We start from the raw sequence: 22,337 nt of genomic DNA, 5'->3' as shown, positions 1-22,337 counted from the left end.
CATTAAAACTTTAATATGTATTTAACACCTGTAATATTTTTGTCTAAAGGTAAACAACGTAGTTCAGATGAAGAGTCCCATAAGTTTAATGTGCCATAATTTTGATCTTCAAACTCTGCCTCAATAATTAAATCACACAATCCATTTATTTGATTCTTTATCAAATCAGAATGCCGTTCACCTAGACGTATTGCAGAATTCATTGTCCTTCTATAAACCGTATTAAGATGATGAATACAGAATTTTGTACAATTCGAATCTATATCATCGTATAAACTTAGTTCTAATTTAACGAATTCCTCTGATTCTGGTTTATGTTCTTTGCAAATATTCAAGATGCTTTTATATGCTTGAATCAACTTATCAATATCTGTAAAAAGTTCCACTCCTTTATTAAAATGTTGCTGACTAAAAGATATTTCAAAAACATTATCAGACAAGTTTTTATTTACAACCTCAAGAATAGCCTGTAAAGAATTATCTCTTCTAATATGGAATTGACTTTTAAAAAAAATTATTAATTCGGAAAAAGTTTTAATTCTGTCTTCCGTTATTTTACTAATAAATGCTTTAGGCACTGAATATCCTTCATTATGCTGTTTTGTAGCGATATTCTTACCTGGATTCGGTATAATTTGAGGATTGGTTGAAGCCCACTTAGCTAAATTCTCAGAACTCCAGTTATCTTTAATTTTATTTGATGACCATGTTACATTATTATTCCCATTTAGGTCCTCGCCTTGGAGATATACGCTAATAAGTGTTATCATTTTTTTATCGAGAAAAATACCTCTTTTCTTGAAATGTGATAATAAATCATCAAATCTCTTATGAATGAGAAAAAGATGTTTTTCAAAACTATAATTATGTACATTGCACTTTTCACATATATCTTTAATTACGTTATCTGAATCAATCGTATGACAAGTATATTTTAACACATCATCTTGATTATACTCCCACAAAAACTTCTGTAAATTTTTTGGCGAAATATAAGATACATCTACTCCAGATCTGTGTCTATCTACCTTTGCTACTTTTTTTAAATTCTTGTTTTCTGTATTTATATCTATTATATTAATATCGTTCTCTGTTATTGATGGCGATAAGTCTCGAGTTAGGAGAGATACAACTTTTCTCTTTTGAGACTGATTTAGAGTTTTATTATGAATAAAGAAGGATATAAACTCTTTTAATTCTTGCTGTTTCATGGGTTTAATTGTATTGTAAATGGCAATTCGTCAATATCACTGGAATCAATAAGGTCAGCAAATTCTGATAATTGAGCCATTTCCTCCTCACTCAAAGTTTCAGATTCACTCTTTTGAGGTTTTTGAGTTTTATTAGTATCCAACTTTGGGTATTTAGATTCAAGAATGAAATTCAATATAAGTCCATCTATTCCTTCTTTTGAAATTCGCTGACCATTATAAATAGATTGCTGGAAAACATCAACAGCACCTTCTGTGCCATATTGTTCCCAAATATTTAACAAAGTGTCAATATCTATCTTGGTGTTTTGTATGCTAAAACACTTGGAACGTTTTGGCTCATATTTAGTAATAAGCCAGAAGTTCTTTCCTTTCGCTCTACAAAGAGTTACGTGGCATTTAGTCAACATTTTCGAAATAACTTGCTCTCCTGATTTTTTTGACTCAAGATCTGGACATAGCTTTTTCTGTGTGGATAGGCTTATTGGTATGATTTTTTCCATTCCAGCCAGCAAGCACTTCCCAACAAGTTTTCCTTTTGCAGAGACTTCCAAGGTAACAGTCGTTGCGAAATATTTCTGAAATTCCTTCATAGTGTATGACTGCACATAGACATACGACGTTCCCTTGTCTGTTTCATTATCAACATACACTACTTGCTGAAGGCGGTTATAGCGTTCCTGGAGTTTCTTGTACGCTGGATTATTTTCACCACGTATCATCTTTAAATAGTTGAGCTTGCCACCAATAACATTCTCCATAATGGGTTCGCCTTTTTTGATGTAACCCTTTTCTTTTTTGTATTTTGGATAAAACTTGCTATATGCTTTTGCGTATCCTTCCTTCTCCCATACTCTGATAATCCACCTTAGATCGCTTATGTACTTTCTTGAGACATTTACAACACTATTTACAGTTAGTCCTGTTACTTCTTGCCTAACGCCATCGCGTAGCAAACGTGTCTTTGCGTCATTCATTTGAAAACCTTGTTCCTCAATAATGCGCTTAACTTCACAACGAAACTCACTTCCTTCTTGATAAACATTGTGCATACTGGAGAATGTCATATCATCAGCATAGCGCGAATAATGGAGACCGAATCTTTTTGCCACACCACGCATTCTACGGTCTAATTTATCGCAAACAGCATTAGTCAGTATTGGAGATGTTGCAGCACCTTGTGGCAACACATTTAGAGTACTACCTGCATTCTTGTGGCAACACAAACCGGCAACCACATTTGCAATTTCCTGAGTAAAGTTGAACGGTGGAAGCTGTAGTCTTGTCCATACTCGCCCTTGAGAAATGGAAGGGAAAAAGTCCTTCAAGTCTATGTTAAACACATAGTGATGACCTACATGCATTTTTGCATTATCATAGACAGAACGGCCTTCTGTAAAGCCTGTGACAGATGACGATGGAGTATATAAGGATTTGAATACCTTATTTAGGAAATAAAGTATAATCCCCAATTGGTAACATGGGGCATTGATTTCTCTAAGTCCTCCGCTTTTTTTGTGAATATGAAATGTTTTGTAGCGGTTGGGTGCAATATTTGTGTAAGCAAAATGATAAAGCTGCCTTGGAGTAATTTTATAGCGTTTTGAACCAAACTCTTCCTGTTTGATTGTATTGAGAAGACGTGCCAGATTCTTTGTCGTCTTCATCACCATAGCTTTATCTCTTATTTCTGCTTTTTCCATAAATAAAAGTGCGGTCTTTTAATTGTGCACTAACATTTTCTTTGTTTTATATATCTATAACAGATTTTACAGTTATTTATATAAATCAGTCAGTATGACTGTAATAAAATATAACGTTGGTTTATCAATTCTTTTTTTAGAAGAATGACATTCGACACACGTCGAACCAGAGTCAAAATTTGTTTGTGCAACAAAAAAAAGACCGCTATTGTGTTTTGCAAAGATACAACTTATTATGATAATCGTATCGTTTCGCTATTAATTTTAATTAATCGATGTTCCAGTATGCATCCGGGGCGCCATCAAGAGCGTCATCTATCATCTGGTCGCTCCATCCTTCTACGTCTTGCGCATAAGAGCAGTTGTATTCTTCATAAGTTTGCTCTTCGTAAAAATCGTTGTAGTTGCTCATAAAATATTAGTTTTTGGTTTTTGTGTTGCAAAGATAGGGATGACGTTCGAACTCTATGTTCGTGTTGCGATGTTGTTTGTCTATTTTTTTACCAAATAAAGAATATCCACAACAGTCCTTTGATTTCAGACAGCCAAGTGTCTATAAAAAGGATTTCCGCGAATGAATCGCTTTTGCAGTATTCAATAAAGAACACCAAAGCCATTATCTGACTTGCTATTGCATATAGCCAGATTAGGATTCCTATAATTGCGCCAAAGAAGTCTTTCATTTTGCTTTCATACTTTATTTTGATAGACCGGCGATGAGCAGAGCCACCCATGCAATAACAATGATTTTTCCCAGGCACCCGCCCTTACCGAACATTGACAGCGGCCATAATGGTCCAAAAAGTAGTGCCAAAACAACGTAGATGATTATTGCTGCTGTGAACATAATTTATTTGATTTGTTATACTTTGTTTTCGGTTGCAAAGATAAAGCGCATAAACGAACTCTATGTTCGCAAAGCGTTATAATCGTTCAGCATTTCTGCGACGCGGTTGCAGATTTCGTCTTGTATGGTTTTTGGAGAGAGGACGATTAGTTCTTTTCCGAAGGTTGTGAGTAGTCTAACGAGTTCGTAGTTGGGTATGCAGGAGATGGTGTAGAATTTTCCTGCTTTCAATGTGGGGTATTTTGCCCTTAGTTGCTCTTCAGTCTCATTTTTCAGGACAGTCTGTGATTCGTGGAGAGGTTTTGTTTCGATGTACCCATTGGATACTTCGCTTACCCAGAAGAGAATTTTCTCTATGGCTTTGTTTTCGTAGTATGTTACTCCTACTATATCCTCAAACCGCTCGAAGATGTCGATTGGGCATTCTTCGTATGGGATTTGCGGACAGGCTTCGATGTTTACGAGACGGTCTAATGCGAAACACAGTATTTGTTTGTCGTCATCTGCTGCTCCGAAGACATACCAGCGGTTGTTGTACTGCTTCAAGAGATATGGGTGGAAGATAATTTGCTTTTCTTCTTCAGTCGAGAACTTACGGTATGTGATTTTCAGCACCACCTTATTAGATATGTAATCGAAGATAACGCCCAAGAGGTTTGAGTTTCTCAGATAGGGGTTGTTACTGAAACTGATGATTTTAGGTCGCTCTTCAAGTTTGAGATCTTCTCTGAGTCTTTCCAGCCAGTCGAAGTTAGCCAGTCCGTCGAATTGTCCGATGGTGGAGATGACTTCCGAGAGGAGATGCCGTTCTTCTGTAGTGAGTTCTTTTCTGAATATAGAATAGGACGGATTTTTGTAGCGCAGACACTTTTTCCCGTCTATCCGGAAACGCTCTATTTCTGCAAAGAAAGGGTCGAACTCGAGATAGCGTATGTCTTTTTCTATACAGCGCTGCGTAACCGTAGGGAAATCTGCTTCTGCCAATCTTTCATTGCAGTAGCGGGTCAGATCTTTGATATCATAGTAATGATGCCGGTCTGACAACAATTCGTCGAGGTATTTGTATCTTGTCAGTGCGTTTTTGTTACTTGGCATTGTCCGGGAATTTTTGTCCTGTCAGTTGTTCTATATCGTAACGAACACCAGTTCGCCAACCTTCATCGTAATACACCTTCTCTTCCGCCTTAAGTTGCTCTCGTTGTTCTTTCGGCAGTTTTTCGAGGCATTCTTCATAACGACTTACGGCTTTGCATCCGTATTCTTGAACGATTGACATATAGAAAGGCAGTTCGCCATACTCATAAGAGTAATTACAAATTCTAAACAATCTGGCAGCTGTTAAAAAGTCGCCTTTTTTCATTGCAGTCTTGCCTTCTTCATAAGACATAACAACATCTCCTGTTTGTGACATAGCGAATAAATTTTTAATGTTTACGCTGCAAAAGTAGTTTGTCTTTTCGAACTGTATGTTCGTTTGTGAAGATTTCTTACTGGTTTGTACTACGGCAGTGTTATGCCGGTGAATTCTGTTGATGTTTCGCCTATCTGTCCGTTTTGTTGGTTTGTGGCGGTGTGTATTCGGATGAAGTCTATTTTGGGGAGGTGGATGGGGTTTCCTGTTTGGTCGGTTGCCCAGTCTATGTCTATGCAGGCGGCTGGGTCGGCATTGGGTACGTTGTCGGCATAGCCGTAGGGGAAGGTGGTGGCTGTGTATGTTCCGTTTATGAGGGTGAAGTTATTGGGTAGTTTTGTTGCGGTGAATGTAAGGGTGTCGGTGTCGAGCCATTGCGGGAAGTAGTTTTGGCGGTGGTATATGTTCTGAATAAGGTAGCCCGCCTGTCCTGCGTTGTCAGTCCAACGGATGTGTTCGCTGTCGTAGCACCATGTTTCGCCGTTTGTGACGGGCTGGTGGTCGTTTGGTGTGCGGTGGTATGTGATTGAATAATTATAAACTGCACGATCGGCTTCGCTGCCTGCGATTTCGTACCATGTGTCGTCGGGCTGTCCGTTTCCGTTGTCGTCTGCCATGACGCTGATGATGCCCGGTTCGCTGTTTCCTGCAAAGGCATTACCGAGTACGCGGAAGTCTGCGCCTTCTTTGTTTATGATGCTGCGATTGAAGCCTACTACTACATATCCTCCGAAGCCGCCGAGGGAAACGAGTCCGCGACGGTTATAACCGACAGCCTCAAGAACTTTCTTGTTCATGCTTTCCTGCGTGTCGCCTTCGGTATAGGAAGGATAGACGTTGACAAATTGTCCGGGTGCTGGTCGATAGTCGAACACCTTTGTTATATGGATTGATTCGTCGTTGGTTGATGCAGTATCCACCGCACCGATATTGGCATCTGTAAAGGCGAAATGTGCCGGAATGTCGCCTGTTGTGGCATTCCATATTTTTGTACCCGTTTTAGAGAAGGCATAGACGGTGCCGGGCGATATGTAGTCGCGTGCATCCGTAACATAGAAGATTTCACTATTGGGGTCAGCCATTACGGTGTATGGCATTCTGATTTGCTCGTCTGTGCCATCTGTTATCAATTCTGAGAGAAGATGGTTTTCTATATCATAACGAACAAAAGCCTTTCCTTCCCATGAGCCTCTTACTGCTAACAAGTCATTTCCACTTATACAAAAACTGTTGGCTGGAATACCGAGATTTCCCTCAACGCTCATCGTTTGTGCATTGACCACATAGATGTCGGCAGGTGCGTCGGCATAGTTGCCACGACTTCCCACATATAGTTTCTTGTTGTGTAGGGCTATTTGGTTCAGGTTGGGCGCCACGTCTATCCGAGTCATTTCCCTGAAGGTAGTAAGGTCTATCACTGAGAGTGTGCGGTCATAATCAGGCGCTCTGTATCCGCCTGAATTTGCAACGAAGAGCCGATTGTCCACTATTGCCATCCCCTCGGGCTGAAAACCCACCACACACGTATCCACCACCTGCAGCGTTGCAGTGTCGATACGCGCCACATAGCCTTGTCGCGCATTTGGGTCCGCTACTATCGGTCCGGCGTATGAACTGACGTAGGCGTATGACCCATGGAACACGATGTTCCGCGGATTTGGCACGTCGATTTTGGCTACATGTCGCGCAGAACGGGCATCCATCACTTCTATGAGGTTGGAACAGTTGATTACTGCATAAAGGCGCGACCCATACACGGCGAGGTCGTTGCCTACATCTCCGAGTTCGAACGTTACGTCAGGATTTATTTCTGAAAAGATGTTGCGGTTGTACTTCCCCACCCTTGCGTCGTAGAAATCGATTGTTGCCTTGTTGCTACCCATATTTCCTTCGTTAAGCAAGAAGAAACTGCTGCCTACGGCTGCCACTTCCGACGAAGACGAGCGCACCAGATCAGGGTAGTCTGTCCGGCATGCCGTGAGCAAGATGGCAACGACTAAAACCAAATATGTTTTTAGAGAAGCATTCATCATGAGTTGTGCAAAATACGTGAGCCTTTTCAGAATTTCCATTTCAGGCCTATAAGGAAGTTTGTGCCTGGCATGGGATAACCTCTGACGACCTCATACTTCTGGTTGAATATATTGTTTACTTCAGCGGTAATTATAAACGGCCTAACACGGAATGATACACCAACGTCGGAAGTGTACCACGCGGGTTCGTAGTTTTCGAGTATGTTGGCACGTTGGTTGTAGCGTTCGCCAGTATAGATAAAACTGTAATGTGCCTCCACATTTCTCCAACCAAGCCCGATTGTCAGCGAGCCGCTGTGTTTGGGGATATATGGTATCTGGTCGTTGAAACAGACATCATTCCTGTCGGTTCTGTCTGCCGCCCTTTGATAAGTATATGCAGCCCTGACATCAATAGTGAATTGTGACACAGCCCAATATGTCTGTGCCACGAAGTCTATGCCCCTGATGCTCACCCTGCCTATATTCATCATCGTCCATCTAAACTGGTTGGCTGTAGGCACGGCTACGATTTTATCCTTTACATGGTTGATGTAGCCATCTGCGGAGAGTTCCAAACCTCGGAAAAAACCTTGCTTCTTTCTCACTTCGTATGTCGCGCCGATATTGAATTGATCTGTCCGTTCCGGATTCAGGTCTGCCCGTCCAATAAGTGTATAGTACAGGTCGTTCAGCGTAGGCATGCGGAATATGCGCTTATAAAATGCCCTGAAATTTACAGGCAGTTCTTTTGTTGGCTGCCATGTCATTACGATGCTTGGCGACCACTCCAGTCTGTCCTTCATGCTTTGTCCTCCATTCCGCACGCGGTCGTTCACGAAAGTGGCGAGCAGGGCAGCATGAATTTTCAGTGTGCCGAAACCTGCGTTTGCTGCTGCAGAAGCGAGAAGAGTATTTCTTGTAGGATAGGCAAAGCCTAATTGATTTCCTGACACATGGTTGTATTGGTAGTCTAATGCTGCAGCAAGTTGCCACCGACCAAGAGATAACATATTCGCTGCCGAAAGGTAAGCCTCTGTCTGATAGAAACTGTTGTCAATAAACATTTCAGACGCATCCCTTTTTGGATTCGTGGTATATTGTAAATAGTCGTATGCTAATTTTCCGCTCAACAGAAAACTATAATTTTTAGCGACACGCTGTTTCCATTGCGACTGTACAAACAGGTTCGTGTCCCACTGTTTGTCCTCGTGTGCGAAACGATTTCTGACAACTGCTCCCGGCAACCCTCTTTCAGAAGAATAGAAGTAGGCCTTTGCCCGCCATTCTCCCTGTGATGTTTTTCCAAAGAAACCTGTTTCCGCCCTCAATGCATCAACACGACTGTTGCGGCGTGTTGCTGTTGTGTCGTATCCGCCCTGTGTTTTGTAGCGGAAACTATATGAGCCGTCTGTATGCACATAGCCCGCACTTAATGATGTCCCTACAGCATTGGAAAGTTTTTTGTCGATGGTAAATGAAGGTCGGAACGTGCCGAATGAACCCGCCTTCATAGAAACATGTCCTTGAAAGTCTTTTCCGTTTGAGAAATCGGGTGTTCGGCTACGCAGGTACACTGTAGAAGCCGAGCCGAAGTCGCGCGCAGGCTGGAGTAATTGGCTTCGCTGTCCGTTATAAACCGTTACGCTTTGCATTTCTTCAAGAGAAAAGCGTCCAAGATCAACTTGTCCGTTTTGCGCATTGCCGAGTTCTATACCATCGAAGAAGACTCCTACATGCTGTGTTCCCATACCACGAATATTCACCGTTTTCAGTCCCCCTACTCCGCCATAATCCTTTACTTGAACTCCACTGAAAAACCTCACCGCATCTGCCACACTGTGAGAACGTAAGCGCTCCAACTGGCGCCCTGACAGTTCTTGCACCGGCAGCAAATCTGGCGAAGTTTCTCTATATGCTGTTACAACTGCAATGGTATCATTTTCTTGTCCAAGAGTCTGCGTAAAAGCCACTTGTGGTGAAAACAAGAATAGCACCATGAATAAAAGTACAACCGGGGCAAGCCTCGTTGTGCCTGCCCCTGTTGTGCGCTTTCGGCTACAGACAGTCCCGCGTAGTCGTAACTTCATTCGATTATGCCTTACGGACGATCGTAGTCGTTTTCGTTCTGCTGATTGTTGTAGTTTTCTTCGTCATCATAGTCCTCATGACGGTTGTAACGGTGTTGCTTGTCCATAGTCATTTATTTTTAGGGGTTAAATATGATGTTTTTTTTTCCAAAATCTTTATTCATCGTCAGATGTATGTCTCAAAGCAAGAAAAATTGCCTGATGGCGTGAAACGTATTGACTCGTTACATGCCGGGTAGAGCACACTTTCGCCTTGTTGCATTGTAATGGTATTTCCTTCGCTGTCGAGAAGTGTTGCAGCGCCTTCGAATGCGATGAGTATGACAAAACTGTCGATGGTTGAGTAGTCGCGTGTCAGCACTTTGTCGAGATGCATGACATGCGTATTGAAATACTCGCATTTCTTTACAACAACAGGTTGGTTCTTTTCTTTTGGCACGTCTATACGGAAGTCGTTTCGTGCATTGAAATTGAGCGCCTGACGTGCTTTCTCCACATGCAGTTCGCGTTTCTTTCCGCGATTATCCTTTCTGTCGAAGTCGTATACCCGATATGTGGCTCCACTGGTTTGCTGCACCTCTATGATAAGATTTCCTGCTCCGATGCTGTGAATGGTGCCTGCCGGTATGTAGAAGGCATCGCCTGCTCTTGTCTCATATTTATTCACGCTGTCGGTCAGTGTTCCATCATTCAGCAGTTTTTCATAATCATCTGGATTAACATCCTTGCTGAATCCGGCATACAGAGATGCTCCCTCGTCTGCCTGCACCACATACCACATTTCGGATTTGCCGCAGGGCATCCCTTCTCTTTGTGCCATTTCGTCGTCGGGATGCACCTGTATGCTCAGCGGCTCTCTCGCGTCAATAAACTTGATGAGGATTGGAAATTCTGTGCCATATTTTTGAAAGACATTCTCCCCCACCAGTTTTGCGCCATACTTTTCGATGAGTTCGGACAATGATGCGCCGTGGTCGTCGCCCTCAATTTCGGGTGTGCATTCTCCCTTCAGTGCCGATACTTCGAAACTCTCGCCCACCTTTGCCGAGGCATTTTTATATTGTTTTAGCGCTGCTATTTTTTCTCCTCCCCATATTTTGGGAAAGAGGAGCGGCTGAAATTTTATCGGTTTCATCACTTCATTATTCTATAGTTGCTTCCAAGGAAGATTGTCTTGACCAAATACACATGTGAATAATTAAGGATGTACAAACGTGCCTATGGGCTCTCCGCTGACAACTTTCTTCAGGTTGCCGGGCACGTCCATATTGAACACATAGATGGGCAGATTGTTATCTTTACACATGGCTGTGGCTGTAATGTCCATTACTTTCAGTCCGCGCGAAATGACCTCATCGTATGTGATTTCATCGAACTTTGTGGCTGTGGGGTCTTTTTCCGGGTCGGCTGTATAGACACCATCTACGCGTGTACCTTTCAGCATCACGTCAGCCTCGATTTCTATACCTCTCAATGAAGAACCTGTGTCGGTAGTGAAATAAGGCTGGCTTGTTCCGCAACTCATAATGGCAATTTCGCCATTTTCCATTGCATCTATAGCCTTCCACTTGTTATAGAATTCTCCGATAGGCTCCATGCGTATGGCGGTCAGCACACGAGTCTTGACGCCAATGGCTCCGAGAGCACTACTCAGTGCGAGCGAATTGATAACGGTGGCGCACATGCCCATCTGGTCGCCTTTCACACGGTCGAATCCCTTACCGGCACCGCTCAGCCCCCGGAAGATATTTCCACCTCCAATGACTATGCCTATTTGCACGCCCATTTCTTTTATTTCCTTGATTTGCTGCGCATACTCGCTGAGTCTTTTCGCATCAATGCCGTAGCCTTGTTCTCCTTGCAGGCTTTCGCCACTGAGTTTCAACAGTATTCTCTTGAATTTAGTCATGACTTGCAGATTTTATTGTTTTATTATTGATGCAAATATACATAAAATTTGTGAACTATTAAACAGGCGGAATAAAACAAGACCCGTTCCATGTTTTTTTCTTATTCCTTTTTCACTTTCTAATTTTCTTGAGAATATATGAGAACAAAAAAGGGTGTTCTTAAAACACCCCTTAAATTATATTAAAACCAATTAGAATCAGTTACCTATCATTCATTTAAATCTGCTGTTGATATTACAATAAATCCTATGTCCTTGGCTTTCTCTTTGAGATTATCAAAATCGTTCTTTCGCCACATTTTTACATTTCTGACATCACCTTTCATGTAAGGTAGTTTGTGAGCATCGTCCCAATAAAAATCCCAATCGTTATTCTCTTTACATATTTCAGTTCCATAATGCTTGTTACCCTTAACATCTACCGTCACCTCATCATTAAAATCATAAAACAAGAAAGAAAGCCAACGGTTATGATAGTATGAATTCAGGTCAATACTGAATTCATTTCTCAAGATGTCGATGGTAAGTTTTTCGTTAGGATGCTCTTGATGCCACTTTTCGCAGAAAGCCTTGAAGATAAGGAATGACGCCTCGCTCTTTGAAGCAGGTTTTCCGTTGACATTCAACCATTTGCCATGCTCAATCCCTACAAGATAACGAGTATTGTCGCGGTTGCTTATCTTGACAATCCGCTGTACCGATTTCATTTTCTCCTCATCATCCTTGAACTGGTTGTAAAGTACTATTTTGAACAAATCTTCATTGACATTCCAGAATTGTTCAAGCATTGTCTGTTGTTCTTCCACTTCATGGAAATCTGTCTCAAGCAAGGATTTTGCTTCTTTTGGATAAATGGCACAAAGTGCTGTCTGAAATGCATCAGATCTGAAAATTTCTTTTAGATCGTCGTTTTCCGAATCAGCAATAGCGAGAATCGAATAATCCTTGACTGTTTCTCCATCCTTGTTTGAAGGACGACTGAGATTTCGCACATAGCCTTCCAACAACACCCTGACATCTACAGACGTCCCTTGGGTGGCAGAAAGAAATGTACAAGGCTGAATAACATGGTCAAGCATATCCTGATAAGTGAGATGAATAAATGCATTGTGCTTTGGTTTCCTGGAATCGGAGGGAGTAAGGAAAACAAGGAGGGGCTGAATATAATTAGTTTTTGGACAAACGATATTCTTCAAGATATTGACAGCCCTATGATAGCGTACTGTCTGTGCTTTTTCCTTATCGTTTGCATTACCTTCGGCACTATATATCTTGTTTTCAACGACTACAGGCAAGTACCAGTGTCGTTCCTCTTCACGCTCATCTACAAATGTAATATGCAAGAGCATCCAGATATCGAAACGGTTTTTGCTATCTTTTTTGAATTGTCCTTTTGCGTTTTTCTCAACAACACCGCTGAAATCATCAGTCTTTCCGTCGGCTAATCCGATGATTGACTGTTCTGTTTCGACACTCTCCACCTGTAACGTAAAATTTCCGGTTATAAGATGTTCACGCACTTGATGGTAATAACATTTTTCATTATCAACGGCTTGTGTTGCAACAAGCGCCAGAAATTTTCGCAGGGGTATTTCCTTGAGTCCGTGAGTCGATGCAGGATTAAACAGCCATGCGAGAAAGGCACTATGTCTATTCTCACTACGCTCAACACCCAAGATGTTAAAAACTGTGTTCTGGCCATAATAGGCATTCAACTTCTGATAGGTTGTTGTTTTATACAACTCCAATAATTGTTTCTCTATTGTCATGATGCTCGTTTTTTTATATTCTTGTATAATATAGTAATTTTTGTCAAAAAATTCAATTCTTTGTGTTTTTTGGGGGGAGAAAAATATATCATTATGTAAATTGACAAGAATCGAACTCACGTTGGCCTTGAGTGTACAAAGATATTAAATTTGTAAGAGTGCAGCGTTATTTCGTCCGTTGAAAAATTGCACACAGATTAACGCATATTGATTTTTTATGTTAACTTCGCGGCTGAAAAAGTGGAAGTACACAGAGCATTTTTATACTTCGTTGCAAATCACTTGTTTAACACTCGTTTTGACTATTATTAAAATACACAAATACAGATTATGGACTTAATCAAAGACATCGTTGCACGCGCTAAGTCGCAGAAACAACGCATCGTGCTCCCCGAAGGCACAGAGGAGCGCACACTCAAGGCTGCCGACCGCGTGTTGGCAGAGGGTGTTGCCGACCTAATTATTATCGGCAATCCTGATGAAATCAAAGCACTGGCAGAGATAAATGGTCTGACCAACATCAACAAGGGCACCATTATCGACCCAGAGAATCACCCCAAGATGGAGGAATACGCTCAGTTGCTGTTTGAACTTCGCAAGAAGAAGGGTATGACCATTGAAGAAGCCCGCAAATTGGTGAAAGACCCACTCTATTTGGGATGCCTCATCATAAAGAATAGCGAGGCAGACGGCCAGTTAGCTGGAGCACGAAACACCACAGGAAATGTGCTCCGTCCAGCACTTCAAATCATCAAGACAGCTCCAGGCATCTCATGTGTGAGTGGTGCCATGCTTCTTCTGACTCAGGCTCCGGAATTTGGCGAAGAAGGTTTGCTCGTCATGGGCGACGTGGCTGTAATGCCCGTTCCTGATGCTGCTCAGTTGGCACAGATTGCCGTTTGCACTGCGCAGACTGCGAAAGCCATTGCCGACATAGAGCCTCGCGTGGCAATGTTGAGTTTCTCAAGCCATGGTAGCGCAAGTCATGAAGTAGTGGACAAGGTTGTCGAAGCAACGAGACTGGCTCGTGAAATGAAGCCAGACCTTCAGATTGATGGTGAACTTCAAGCAGATGCAGCCCTCGTTCCTAAAATCGGTGAGAGCAAGGCACCTGGTAGCAGTGTGGCAGGTCATGCAAATGTTTTGGTTGTACCCAATCTTGAAGTTGGCAACATTGGCTACAAACTGGTTCAACGTTTAGGTCGTGCAAAAGCAATTGGTCCGATTCTTCAAGGCATAGCACGTCCTGTGAACGATCTTAGCCGCGGCTGCTCTGTGGACGATGTATATATGATGATTGCCATCACTGCCGATCAAGCCATTGCAGCCAAGGGGCTATAAATTATATTTATTCATCGAAAATTCAGATACATTTAGACACTAATGAAGATATTGGTAATCAATTGTGGGAGCTCGTCCATCAAGTACAAGCTCTACGAAATGAAGAACGAAGAAGTGCTTGCTCAAGGCGGCATTGAGAAAGTAGGCATGGACGGTGCCTTCATCAAGTTTAAATTGCCCAACGGCGAGACAAAGAAGGTGGACGCTAAGGTGCCTTCGCACACTGAAGGCATCAAACTCATGTTCGACACCCTCCTCTCGCCGGAATATGGCGCTATAAAGAGTTTGGACGAAATCAGTGCAGCTGGCCATCGCATCGTGGCGGGTGGTACATACACCGAAAGTCAGATTGTCGACGATGCCCTGCTTGAGGGTTGGAAGCCGTACATGGGTCTTGCGCCTCTTCATAGTCCTGCACACCTTAAGGGTTATGAAGCCGTTAAAGCCCAACTTCCCAATCTGAAACAGGTTTTTGTATTCGACACCGCATTCCATCAGACGATGCCGCCAAAGGCATATTTCTATGCCTTACCTTATAAGTATTATAAAGATTACCACATCCGCCGTTATGGTGCTCACGGCACGAGCCACCGTTACGTTACACAGCGCGTGGGCGAGATGCTTGGTGTTGACGTTACGAAGAAAAAAATCATCACCTGCCACATTGGCAACGGTGCCTCCATCAGTGCTGTCATGAACGGCAAATGCGTTGACACATCTATGGGACTTACTCCGCTCGAAGGCCTGATGATGGGTACGCGCACAGGCGACATCGACAGTAGTGCCATCCTCACCATTATGGAAAAGGAAGGTCTCAACACACATGAAGCCAACGACTTGCTCAACAAGAAGAGCGGCATGAAGGGCTTTACCGGTGTGTCGAGCGACATGCGTGAGATAGCCGAAGCGATAGCCGACGGCAACGAGCGTGCGAAGATCGGTCTTGAGATGTACTGCTACCGTATCAAGAAATACATCGGTTCGTACGCTGCTGCAATGGGCGGTGTGGACATCATCCTCTTCACGGCAGGCGTGGGCGAACACCAGTGGGACGTTCGCGAGATGAGTCTTGAAGGTTTGGAATTCCTCGGTGTGAAACTTGACCATGAAAAGAACCGCGAGATAAACGGCGACGAGGCTGTTATTTCTACACCCGACAGCCCTGTTACGGTATGCGTTGTACCTACCGACGAAGAAGTACTAATCGCTCGCGACACGTTGGCGCTGCTCTAAGCATCACTTGTATAAACAATCATTAACGGCTTCTGCTTTTCCCTTCTGGTGGCAGGAGCCGCTTTTTTGAAAGTTTCCGGGTTTTCGGAATAATCGGAATAGTCGGAATAGTCGGAGAAGAAGTCTCTTTCCTTGAAAAACTTGTTCAGGTTCATTGCTTGGCACATAAATTGCAAAATAATCTAAAAAAAGACCTTGAGTGCGGCATGTCTGCATAAGGGAACGAAATTATTTATTATTTTTGCATCTTAAATGTATATTCTGAATCTATAATGACATCAACGAAAGCATTAGTCAACTACATCATTGAAGGCATCCAGGACAAGAAAGGTCATGCCATCGTAACAGCCGACTTGACACAAATCACGAGTGCTCCCTGCCAGTACTTCATTATCTGCACCGGCAACTCTCCCCAGCAGGTGGAAGCCATTGCTGAAAGCATAGGCGACTCAGCCCGCATCAAGGGCGGCGAGAAGCCATCCGCGGTATGCGGTCTGGAAAATGCCGAATGGGTTGCCATCGACTACGGAACGGTCATGGTACACATTTTCCTTCCCGAAAAACGCGAATACTACGATCTGGAGCACCTTTGGGACGACGCGACCCTCATCAGCACCCCTGACATCGACTAATAATCCATCGTGGTCATTTTAACCTATCATTACATACTAAAATCACATTTTTTCAGAAAGACGTGGCAAACGACAATAAAAACAAGTCCGACGGCAAGAAACCCCGTTTCAGCCTCAGTTGGCTTTACATCATCCTCATCGCCGGCCTGGCATACATGCTTTTTTCAGGTTCAGGTTCAGGCAGCGGTGGCGCAAACAAAGAAGTGAGTTACACCACTTTCAAGACCTATCTTGACAGTGGCTACACCAAGTCCATCACAGTAAACAAGACGGACGGCATCGCCATCATGAAGATAGAAGGCGAGTACATCCGCAAGGTTTTCGATGAAGGTCCTGAACAGGTAGGCAGTGCACCGACAGTGAGTTCAAAATATCCCTCTACTGACAAGATAGACGAATACATTGCCAGCCTACAGCAGTCGGGCGACATAGAAGTGAAATACGAAACGAGCGACAACACTTTCTGGAACATTGTTGTCAGCATACTTCCCATTCTTATCTTAGTGGCAATATGGATATTCTTCATGAACCGCATGAATGGCGGCGGCAGCGGCGGCGGTGGCATTTTCAGCGTTGGCAAGAGCAAAGCCAAACTGTTTGAGAAAGGCGGTGGTCTGCACGTTACGTTCAAGGATGTTGCCGGACAGGAAGAAGCCAAGCAGGAAGTGAAGGAAATAGTAGATTTCCTGAAAAATCCGAAGAAATACACCGAACTTGGCGGCAAGATACCCAAGGGTGCGCTACTTGTAGGTCCTCCGGGTACAGGTAAGACCCTGCTTGCCAAGGCTGTGGCAGGCGAGGCAGACGTACCATTCTTCTCTATGTCGGGCAGCGACTTTGTTGAGATGTTTGTCGGTGTGGGTGCCAGCCGTGTACGCGACCTGTTCCGCCAGGCGAAGGAGAAAGCCCCTTGCATTATCTTCATTGACGAGATTGACGCTGTGGGCCGTGCCCGTGGCAGGAATGCCAACTTTGGCGGTAACGACGAGCGCGAGAACACGCTCAACCAGTTGCTTACCGAGATGGACGGTTTCGGCACAAATTCTGGTGTTATCATCCTTGCAGCGACAAACCGCGTTGACATATTGGACAAGGCATTGCTCCGCGCCGGTCGTTTCGACCGTCAGATTCACGTTGACCTTCCCGACCTTCAGGAGCGCATTGCCATTTTCAACGTCCACCTCAAGCCCATCAAGATGGGCAAAGACATCGACGTTGACTTCCTCGCGCGTCAGACACCCGGTTTCTCCGGTGCCGACATTGCCAATGTGTGCAACGAGGCTGCACTGATTGCAGCGCGCCACAACCACAACGCAGTATCCAAACAGGATTTCCTCGATGCCGTGGACCGCATCATAGGCGGCCTGGAGAAGAAGTCGAAGATAATGACCGATGAAGAGAAGCACACCATAGCGCTGCACGAGGCTGGTCATGCCAGTGTGTCGTGGCTGCTCCGTTATGCCAATCCGCTCGTTAAGGTTACCATCGTTCCTCGCGGTCAGGCGCTCGGTGCTGCCTGGTACTTGCCCGAAGAACGCAATATCACCACAAAAGAGCAGATGCTCGATGAAATCTGTGCCACATTGGCTGGTCGTGCTGCAGAAGAACTCTTCACAGGACACATCTCCAGCGGTGCGCTCAACGATCTTGAACGCGTTACGCAGCGTGCATACGGAATGGTGGCTTATCTGGGCATGAGCGAGTCGCTCGCTAACGTCTGCTACTACACCACGCAGGAGACATTCACCAAGCCCTACAGCGAAAAGACTGCCGAGTTGATGGACAACGAGGTGAAGGCACTCATCAAAGAGCAATACGAGCGTGCCAAACGCATTCTTAAAGAGAATGCCGACAAACATGCCGAACTGGCCCGCATTCTCGAGGAGCGTGAGGTGATTTTCACAGAAGACGTGGAAAATATCTTTGGCAAACGTCCATGGAAGAGTCGTGCCGAAGAACTGAAAGAAGCCGAAGACAGGGCTAATGAACAACTCGCCAACGAAATGGTTCGCCAGCGCGACGAACAACGCAAACAGGAAGACTCGGAAAAGAAAGAGAAGGCTGAGACTTCCGGAGTTTCCGGACTTTCCGGAGCATCCGAAGAACCCGCAGAACCAGCAAAGCCCGCAGAACCTGAAGAGACTGCAGAACCAGCAGAGACTGAAAAGCCCGAAAGTTCTGATGATGGCGAAAATTCCGAGGATGCCAAGAAACCCGAAAAGCCTGAGGATTCTGAACCTTCCCTTTTCAACTGGTAAGAACATAAAGAAAGCAAGAATAAATAATAAGTCATGAGCGGCAAAATGAAAAATCTACTCATCAGGGCACTTACCGGCATAGTTTTTCTGGCAGTTGTGATAGGCGGCATTATCTATGGTGCAGAAAGTTTCATCGTGATGTTTGCCATCATCACCGGCTTGATGATTTGGGAATTCTGCTCTAACATCAATGCCTGTCAGGATGCCGGTGTGAACCGTCTTATCAGCACTGTGGCGGGTGTTTACCTGTTCTTTGCATTTTTCGGTTTCTGCTCTAACCTGACACCATCTGCCGTTTTCATACCTTACATTCTTTCGCTCATTTATCTGCTCATCAGTGAACTCTACCTGCATCAGGACGACCCCGTGAAGAATTGGGCTTACGCCTTTGCCGCTCAAGTCTATATTGCCCTCCCGATGGCACTGCTCAACGTACTTGCTTTCCGTCCACAATACGAATGGGTATTCCCGCTGAGCGTGTTCATCTTCCTTTGGGCAAACGACACTGGTGCTTACCTTTTCGGCAGTATGCTGGGCAGGAAACTGCCTGCAAAACTTTTCCCCCGCATCTCGCCTAAAAAGACATGGGTGGGTAGCATCGGCGGCGGTCTGGTCTGTCTGGGTGCTGGTGCGGTGCTGTGGTACTTTTTCCCCAATGTATTCCCTATCTGGCATTGGCTGGGCATCGCTGCGACAGTATGTGTTTTCGGCACATGGGGCGACCTTGTGGAGAGTCAGTACAAGCGCACACTCGGCATAAAGGACAGTGGCGATTTGCTTCCCGGCCATGGGGGCGTTCTTGACCGGTTTGATTCTTCTCTTATTGCTATTCCGGCGGTAGTACTCTACCTTTATACGCTTAATGCGGTGAGAATGTATTTCCAAACGGCTTAACAGTTGATTTAACTATCAGTAACCATTATTTTGCTATGTATGGTTAGCAAAATTACATCTATATTGTTACTTTATGTTAAAATTTAAGATTTTTTCACATAATTAAGACTCGCATCTTATTGCTTTATTACTTTTGTAATTGTAAATGATGTAAATTTTATTCATTTATTCTAAACGAATAAAAAATTTTAATAGCATCATAGAATATATAAAAATAGAACTTATAGAGTATGAAATGTATTAGAATTTACCCCCCCCATATACAACTTGTTGATAATCAGTAAGTTATGGTGATTATGCGGTATCGCTTATCTTCTTTAGTGGATAAGTGATACCGCTTATATATATATACGCAAACAACTCTAAAAATATATTCATCATAAATAATAACATAATGAGAACAGTAAAAAAAATATCTGTCCTGCTATTATTACTTTTGGGAGGATCAACGACTGCCACTTCTCAGCGTGCTACTATACCTACTCTATCGACAAGCAGCAGTAAGACGTACTACGTCATACAGAATGCCGGTACGAAAGAGTATCTCTGTGCCACTCTCGATGCGCATCGCATTTGGACAGAATCGGAGATTAAGACCTCAAAACAAGGGCTTGTTGGTACGCAATACACCACAAGCAGTTTCCTATGGTATTTTGAAGATGCGGGGACTTCCGATGGTGGAATGAAGGTAGCAAATAAACATGCGGCAAGCGGGACAAGCAGTTACAATGGTAAATCCGGCGCCTATCTGCTCAATACCAAATACTCTGGCGACCTTGGCTATTTCGACGGTACAGGTTCAACATGGTATCTGAGTCGTTTCGACTTCAACGAAAGTGCCTGGACAATACATGACACGAGCAATAAGTATTGGATGAGCCATACGGTAGCCGGCACGAATTATGTCGAACCAAACGACCTGACCTCAAGTAGCGACGACTACTTCGGCTGGATACTCAGGAATTATGACGAGTTGGAGACTGAAGCCCTGTCGCTGGGCGTTACACAGGCAGACATTACCTCAAATGCGAGCGACAGAGAGTCGGCAGAATCTTTCAAATGGCTGATCAATGCCATCAACACAGCCAAGAATGCCCAAGGCATCTCTGCTCCTTCCGACGGGAACTACGTCATCAAGAACCGCCGCTATGGTCTATATCTCAACAGCAACGGCACTTCGCTGACCGGCACCTGCACGCCCTCGGAGTACAGTGTATGGGAACTCAGAACCGTTGGTGGAATTCTCTATCTTATCAACACCGCTAAGGATTTAGCATTGAGAACAGGAAACAGCACAACTTACTGGGATCTGGAACAAAGTCAGTCTTATTCAGTAGCATTTGCACAATCGTCCGACAAATCGACGAACTACGTAAAACTTGTGGCTAATGACGACGCCAGCAAGTATATGGGTATGCAGCGTGATGCCACTATATATAAATATGAAGGCAGTGGAATCACGGGCGACTGGGAGTTCATTCCGCTTGCCGACTATCTGGCGCAAGTGAATCTTGACAGTCTCCCCAAGAGCATCACGAGCGAATCGGAAATCAGCGAAGAACATTTCTACATGATAGCCAACGTTGCCCAGAATTTCGACAACAGGACGGAGAATACGCCCGACACTTACGGCTGGCTGACCGACTTCGACTACGTCTATCACGGCTACGCTCTCTATAGCCAGAACCTGACAGGCACTTCTCACGCAGAGGCCTTTGCCAACAACACGTACTCCACAAAACGCGACATCGACACCCGCGGTATGTCGGCAAGTGCACTCTGGCACTTCATTCGCGTGGGCAGCGCCAGCACGGGCGGCGAGAATGCAACAGGCCTGCTCTCACCTGAACACGACATCTTCCTCATCAGGAATGCCAACACTAACAAGTACATCAGCAATCTGTCGAGCCTCACGCTGACAACCAACAAGAGTGATGCCGGCATGTACTATCTACAGAAACACATGGATGGTCAGTTCTCGCTGATGAACTATACGGGAACCAATTCAAGCGGCAGCGACACCAACAACGGTGCACTGAGCATCAGCGGCACGACCACCGGCAACTATGCCGGCATCAGCCGCAGTGCAGTAGGCACTAAAAACGATGCCTCAGGCTGGATTATCGTGCCGACCCCGAAGATACACGTTTCTTTCCTTACCGACACGAGCGACAAGGATGGCTACCACTGGAGTACCTTCTATTTCCCGTTCGACGTAGTGAAAGCCGGAACGGCAGAAGAAAATTCGCACGTAGATATTCTTGCCGGCGGCTGGATAGACAACACGACCTCCGTACGTCTCAGGAATATGGGCGATGCAGTGCCTGCGGGCAATGCCGTAGTGGTACGTTCAGACCTGTACGATGCTTTCGACTTCTACGCCTACCCTCCCGGCAAACATGAAGACTTATTCGACAGAAGTGTATTGAATGGCAATATCTGGAAGGGTGTTACCGAGAGCGAAGGACATTATTTCGGTCCGGAAGAAGGCACTAATCTCTGGAAGAATTACTGGATTCTGAACAAGAGTGCCGGTACAGGCACAGTAAAATTGCTCCACCCTGGCGATGACTACCTGATGCCTAACCGTGCCTACTTGGACAAACAGGCTGTGAATGGTGCCAGTACTTTAAAACTTGACTTCTTTGAGGATGACATTACCGCAATCGACCTCGTGGAGGGTGATGCAATAGTAACCTTCCCCACAGACAACGCCACCTACGACCTTCAGGGTCGCCGCGTTGTCAATCCTACTCACGGCATCTACATTCGCGGTGGCAAGAAGATATTTATTCCATAATACACATCAGAACAAACACTTTAATTGTATGAAAAGAAGATATATAGCACCTCATTTGCGTGTGATAGAGTTTCATGCGGGCGGTCTTTGCGAGCCTACTATCGACACAGGTGATGATGATGAACGCCAACCGCAGACTGCTCCCAAACTCGGATTAGATTATTTTGGCAGTCATAATTATTGGAGTGATTACGAAGAAGAACAACAACAATAAAAATCAGAACAAC

Annotated in this window: 18 protein-coding genes; 7 read left to right on the top strand and 11 right to left on the bottom strand. The window is 44.4% G+C overall.

What is annotated here, in order from left to right:
• Positions 1 to 2 precede the first annotated feature (2 nt).
• From C7Y71_RS11370 to C7Y71_RS11325, 10 genes are all read right to left on the bottom strand, one after another.
• On the bottom strand, positions 3 to 1,211 hold the full coding sequence (locus C7Y71_RS11370; protein ID WP_111899076.1) for a hypothetical protein: 1,209 nt from the start codon (positions 1,209 to 1,211) through the stop codon (positions 3 to 5).
• Positions 1,208 to 2,914: a reverse transcriptase domain-containing protein gene (locus tag C7Y71_RS11365; RefSeq protein WP_111899075.1), complete on the bottom strand. Its 1,707-nt coding sequence runs from the start codon at positions 2,912 to 2,914 to the stop codon at positions 1,208 to 1,210. Before C7Y71_RS11365 ends, C7Y71_RS11370 begins: the two co-directional genes overlap by 4 nt.
• 268 nt (positions 2,915 to 3,182) lie before the next feature.
• Positions 3,183 to 3,326, bottom strand: a complete 144-nt coding sequence (locus C7Y71_RS11360; RefSeq protein ID WP_226943479.1) for a hypothetical protein — start codon at positions 3,324 to 3,326, stop codon at positions 3,183 to 3,185.
• 495 nt (positions 3,327 to 3,821) lie between these two features.
• A complete protein-coding gene (locus C7Y71_RS11355) occupies positions 3,822 to 4,856 on the bottom strand; it encodes a helix-turn-helix transcriptional regulator (protein ID WP_111899073.1) in 1,035 nt (344 codons plus the stop codon).
• Positions 4,846 to 5,172 (bottom strand): hypothetical protein, encoded by a 327-nt coding sequence (locus C7Y71_RS11350; RefSeq protein ID WP_111899072.1) that lies wholly within the window; start codon positions 5,170 to 5,172, stop codon positions 4,846 to 4,848. The genes C7Y71_RS11355 and C7Y71_RS11350 overlap by 11 nt, the downstream gene beginning before the upstream one ends.
• An 89-nt stretch (positions 5,173 to 5,261) precedes the next feature.
• Positions 5,262 to 7,244 (bottom strand): YncE family protein, encoded by a 1,983-nt coding sequence (locus tag C7Y71_RS12090; RefSeq protein ID WP_226943477.1) that lies wholly within the window; start codon positions 7,242 to 7,244, stop codon positions 5,262 to 5,264.
• The gene (locus C7Y71_RS11340) at positions 7,232 to 9,274 is read right to left on the bottom strand and encodes a TonB-dependent receptor (RefSeq protein ID WP_226943476.1); all 2,043 of its coding nucleotides are present in this window, start codon (positions 9,272 to 9,274) and stop codon (positions 7,232 to 7,234) included. The genes C7Y71_RS12090 and C7Y71_RS11340 overlap by 13 nt, the downstream gene beginning before the upstream one ends.
• Before the next feature lie 166 nt (positions 9,275 to 9,440).
• Positions 9,441 to 10,409 carry a type I phosphomannose isomerase catalytic subunit gene (locus C7Y71_RS11335; protein ID WP_111899070.1) on the bottom strand — a complete coding sequence of 323 codons (969 nt, stop codon included), beginning with the start codon at positions 10,407 to 10,409 and terminating at the stop codon, positions 9,441 to 9,443.
• 63 nt (positions 10,410 to 10,472) lie between these two features.
• A complete protein-coding gene (gene pyrH / locus C7Y71_RS11330; protein ID WP_111899069.1) occupies positions 10,473 to 11,183 on the bottom strand; it encodes a UMP kinase in 711 nt (236 codons plus the stop codon).
• Positions 11,184 to 11,392: 209 nt separating this feature from the next.
• On the bottom strand, positions 11,393 to 12,952 hold the full coding sequence (locus C7Y71_RS11325) for a PD-(D/E)XK nuclease family protein (protein ID WP_146739474.1): 1,560 nt from the start codon (positions 12,950 to 12,952) through the stop codon (positions 11,393 to 11,395).
• A 330-nt stretch (positions 12,953 to 13,282) separates the two neighbouring features.
• On the opposite strand from C7Y71_RS11325, the gene pta reads away from it, so the two are divergent.
• Positions 13,283 to 14,293, top strand: a complete 1,011-nt coding sequence (gene pta / locus C7Y71_RS11320; protein WP_111899067.1) for a phosphate acetyltransferase — start codon at positions 13,283 to 13,285, stop codon at positions 14,291 to 14,293.
• A 42-nt stretch (positions 14,294 to 14,335) separates the two neighbouring features.
• Positions 14,336 to 15,526 carry an acetate/propionate family kinase gene (locus tag C7Y71_RS11315; protein WP_111899066.1) on the top strand — a complete coding sequence of 397 codons (1,191 nt, stop codon included), beginning with the start codon at positions 14,336 to 14,338 and terminating at the stop codon, positions 15,524 to 15,526.
• Here the strand turns inward: C7Y71_RS11315 and C7Y71_RS11925 are convergent.
• The gene (locus tag C7Y71_RS11925; protein ID WP_193215920.1) at positions 15,523 to 15,681 is read right to left on the bottom strand and encodes a hypothetical protein; all 159 of its coding nucleotides are present in this window, start codon (positions 15,679 to 15,681) and stop codon (positions 15,523 to 15,525) included. The genes C7Y71_RS11315 and C7Y71_RS11925 overlap by 4 nt on opposite strands.
• 117 nt (positions 15,682 to 15,798) lie before the next feature.
• On the opposite strand from C7Y71_RS11925, the gene rsfS reads away from it, so the two are divergent.
• The 5 genes from rsfS to C7Y71_RS11290 all read left to right on the top strand — a co-directional run bounded on the left by rsfS (position 15,799) and on the right by C7Y71_RS11290 (position 22,324).
• On the top strand, positions 15,799 to 16,158 hold the full coding sequence (gene rsfS, locus C7Y71_RS11310) for a ribosome silencing factor (RefSeq protein WP_111899065.1): 360 nt from the start codon (positions 15,799 to 15,801) through the stop codon (positions 16,156 to 16,158).
• A 62-nt stretch (positions 16,159 to 16,220) separates the two neighbouring features.
• Positions 16,221 to 18,416, top strand: a complete 2,196-nt coding sequence (gene ftsH / locus C7Y71_RS11305) for an ATP-dependent zinc metalloprotease FtsH (RefSeq protein ID WP_226943475.1) — start codon at positions 16,221 to 16,223, stop codon at positions 18,414 to 18,416.
• A 33-nt stretch (positions 18,417 to 18,449) separates the two neighbouring features.
• Positions 18,450 to 19,310, top strand: coding sequence for a phosphatidate cytidylyltransferase (locus C7Y71_RS11300; protein WP_111899064.1), 861 nt, complete (start codon positions 18,450 to 18,452; stop codon positions 19,308 to 19,310).
• A gap of 394 nt (positions 19,311 to 19,704) precedes the next feature.
• Positions 19,705 to 22,110 (top strand): hypothetical protein, encoded by a 2,406-nt coding sequence (locus tag C7Y71_RS11295; RefSeq protein WP_146739473.1) that lies wholly within the window; start codon positions 19,705 to 19,707, stop codon positions 22,108 to 22,110.
• 28 nt (positions 22,111 to 22,138) lie between these two features.
• Complete coding sequence (locus C7Y71_RS11290; RefSeq protein WP_146739472.1) at positions 22,139 to 22,324, top strand: hypothetical protein; 186 nt, start codon at positions 22,139 to 22,141, stop codon at positions 22,322 to 22,324.
• Positions 22,325 to 22,337: the final 13 nt, after the last annotated feature.

The organism is Pseudoprevotella muciniphila (assembly GCF_003265305.2).
GTDB classification, from domain to species: Bacteria; Bacteroidota; Bacteroidia; order Bacteroidales; family Bacteroidaceae; genus Alloprevotella; species Alloprevotella muciniphila.
This window is presented reverse-complemented; position numbering and strand designations above follow the sequence as displayed.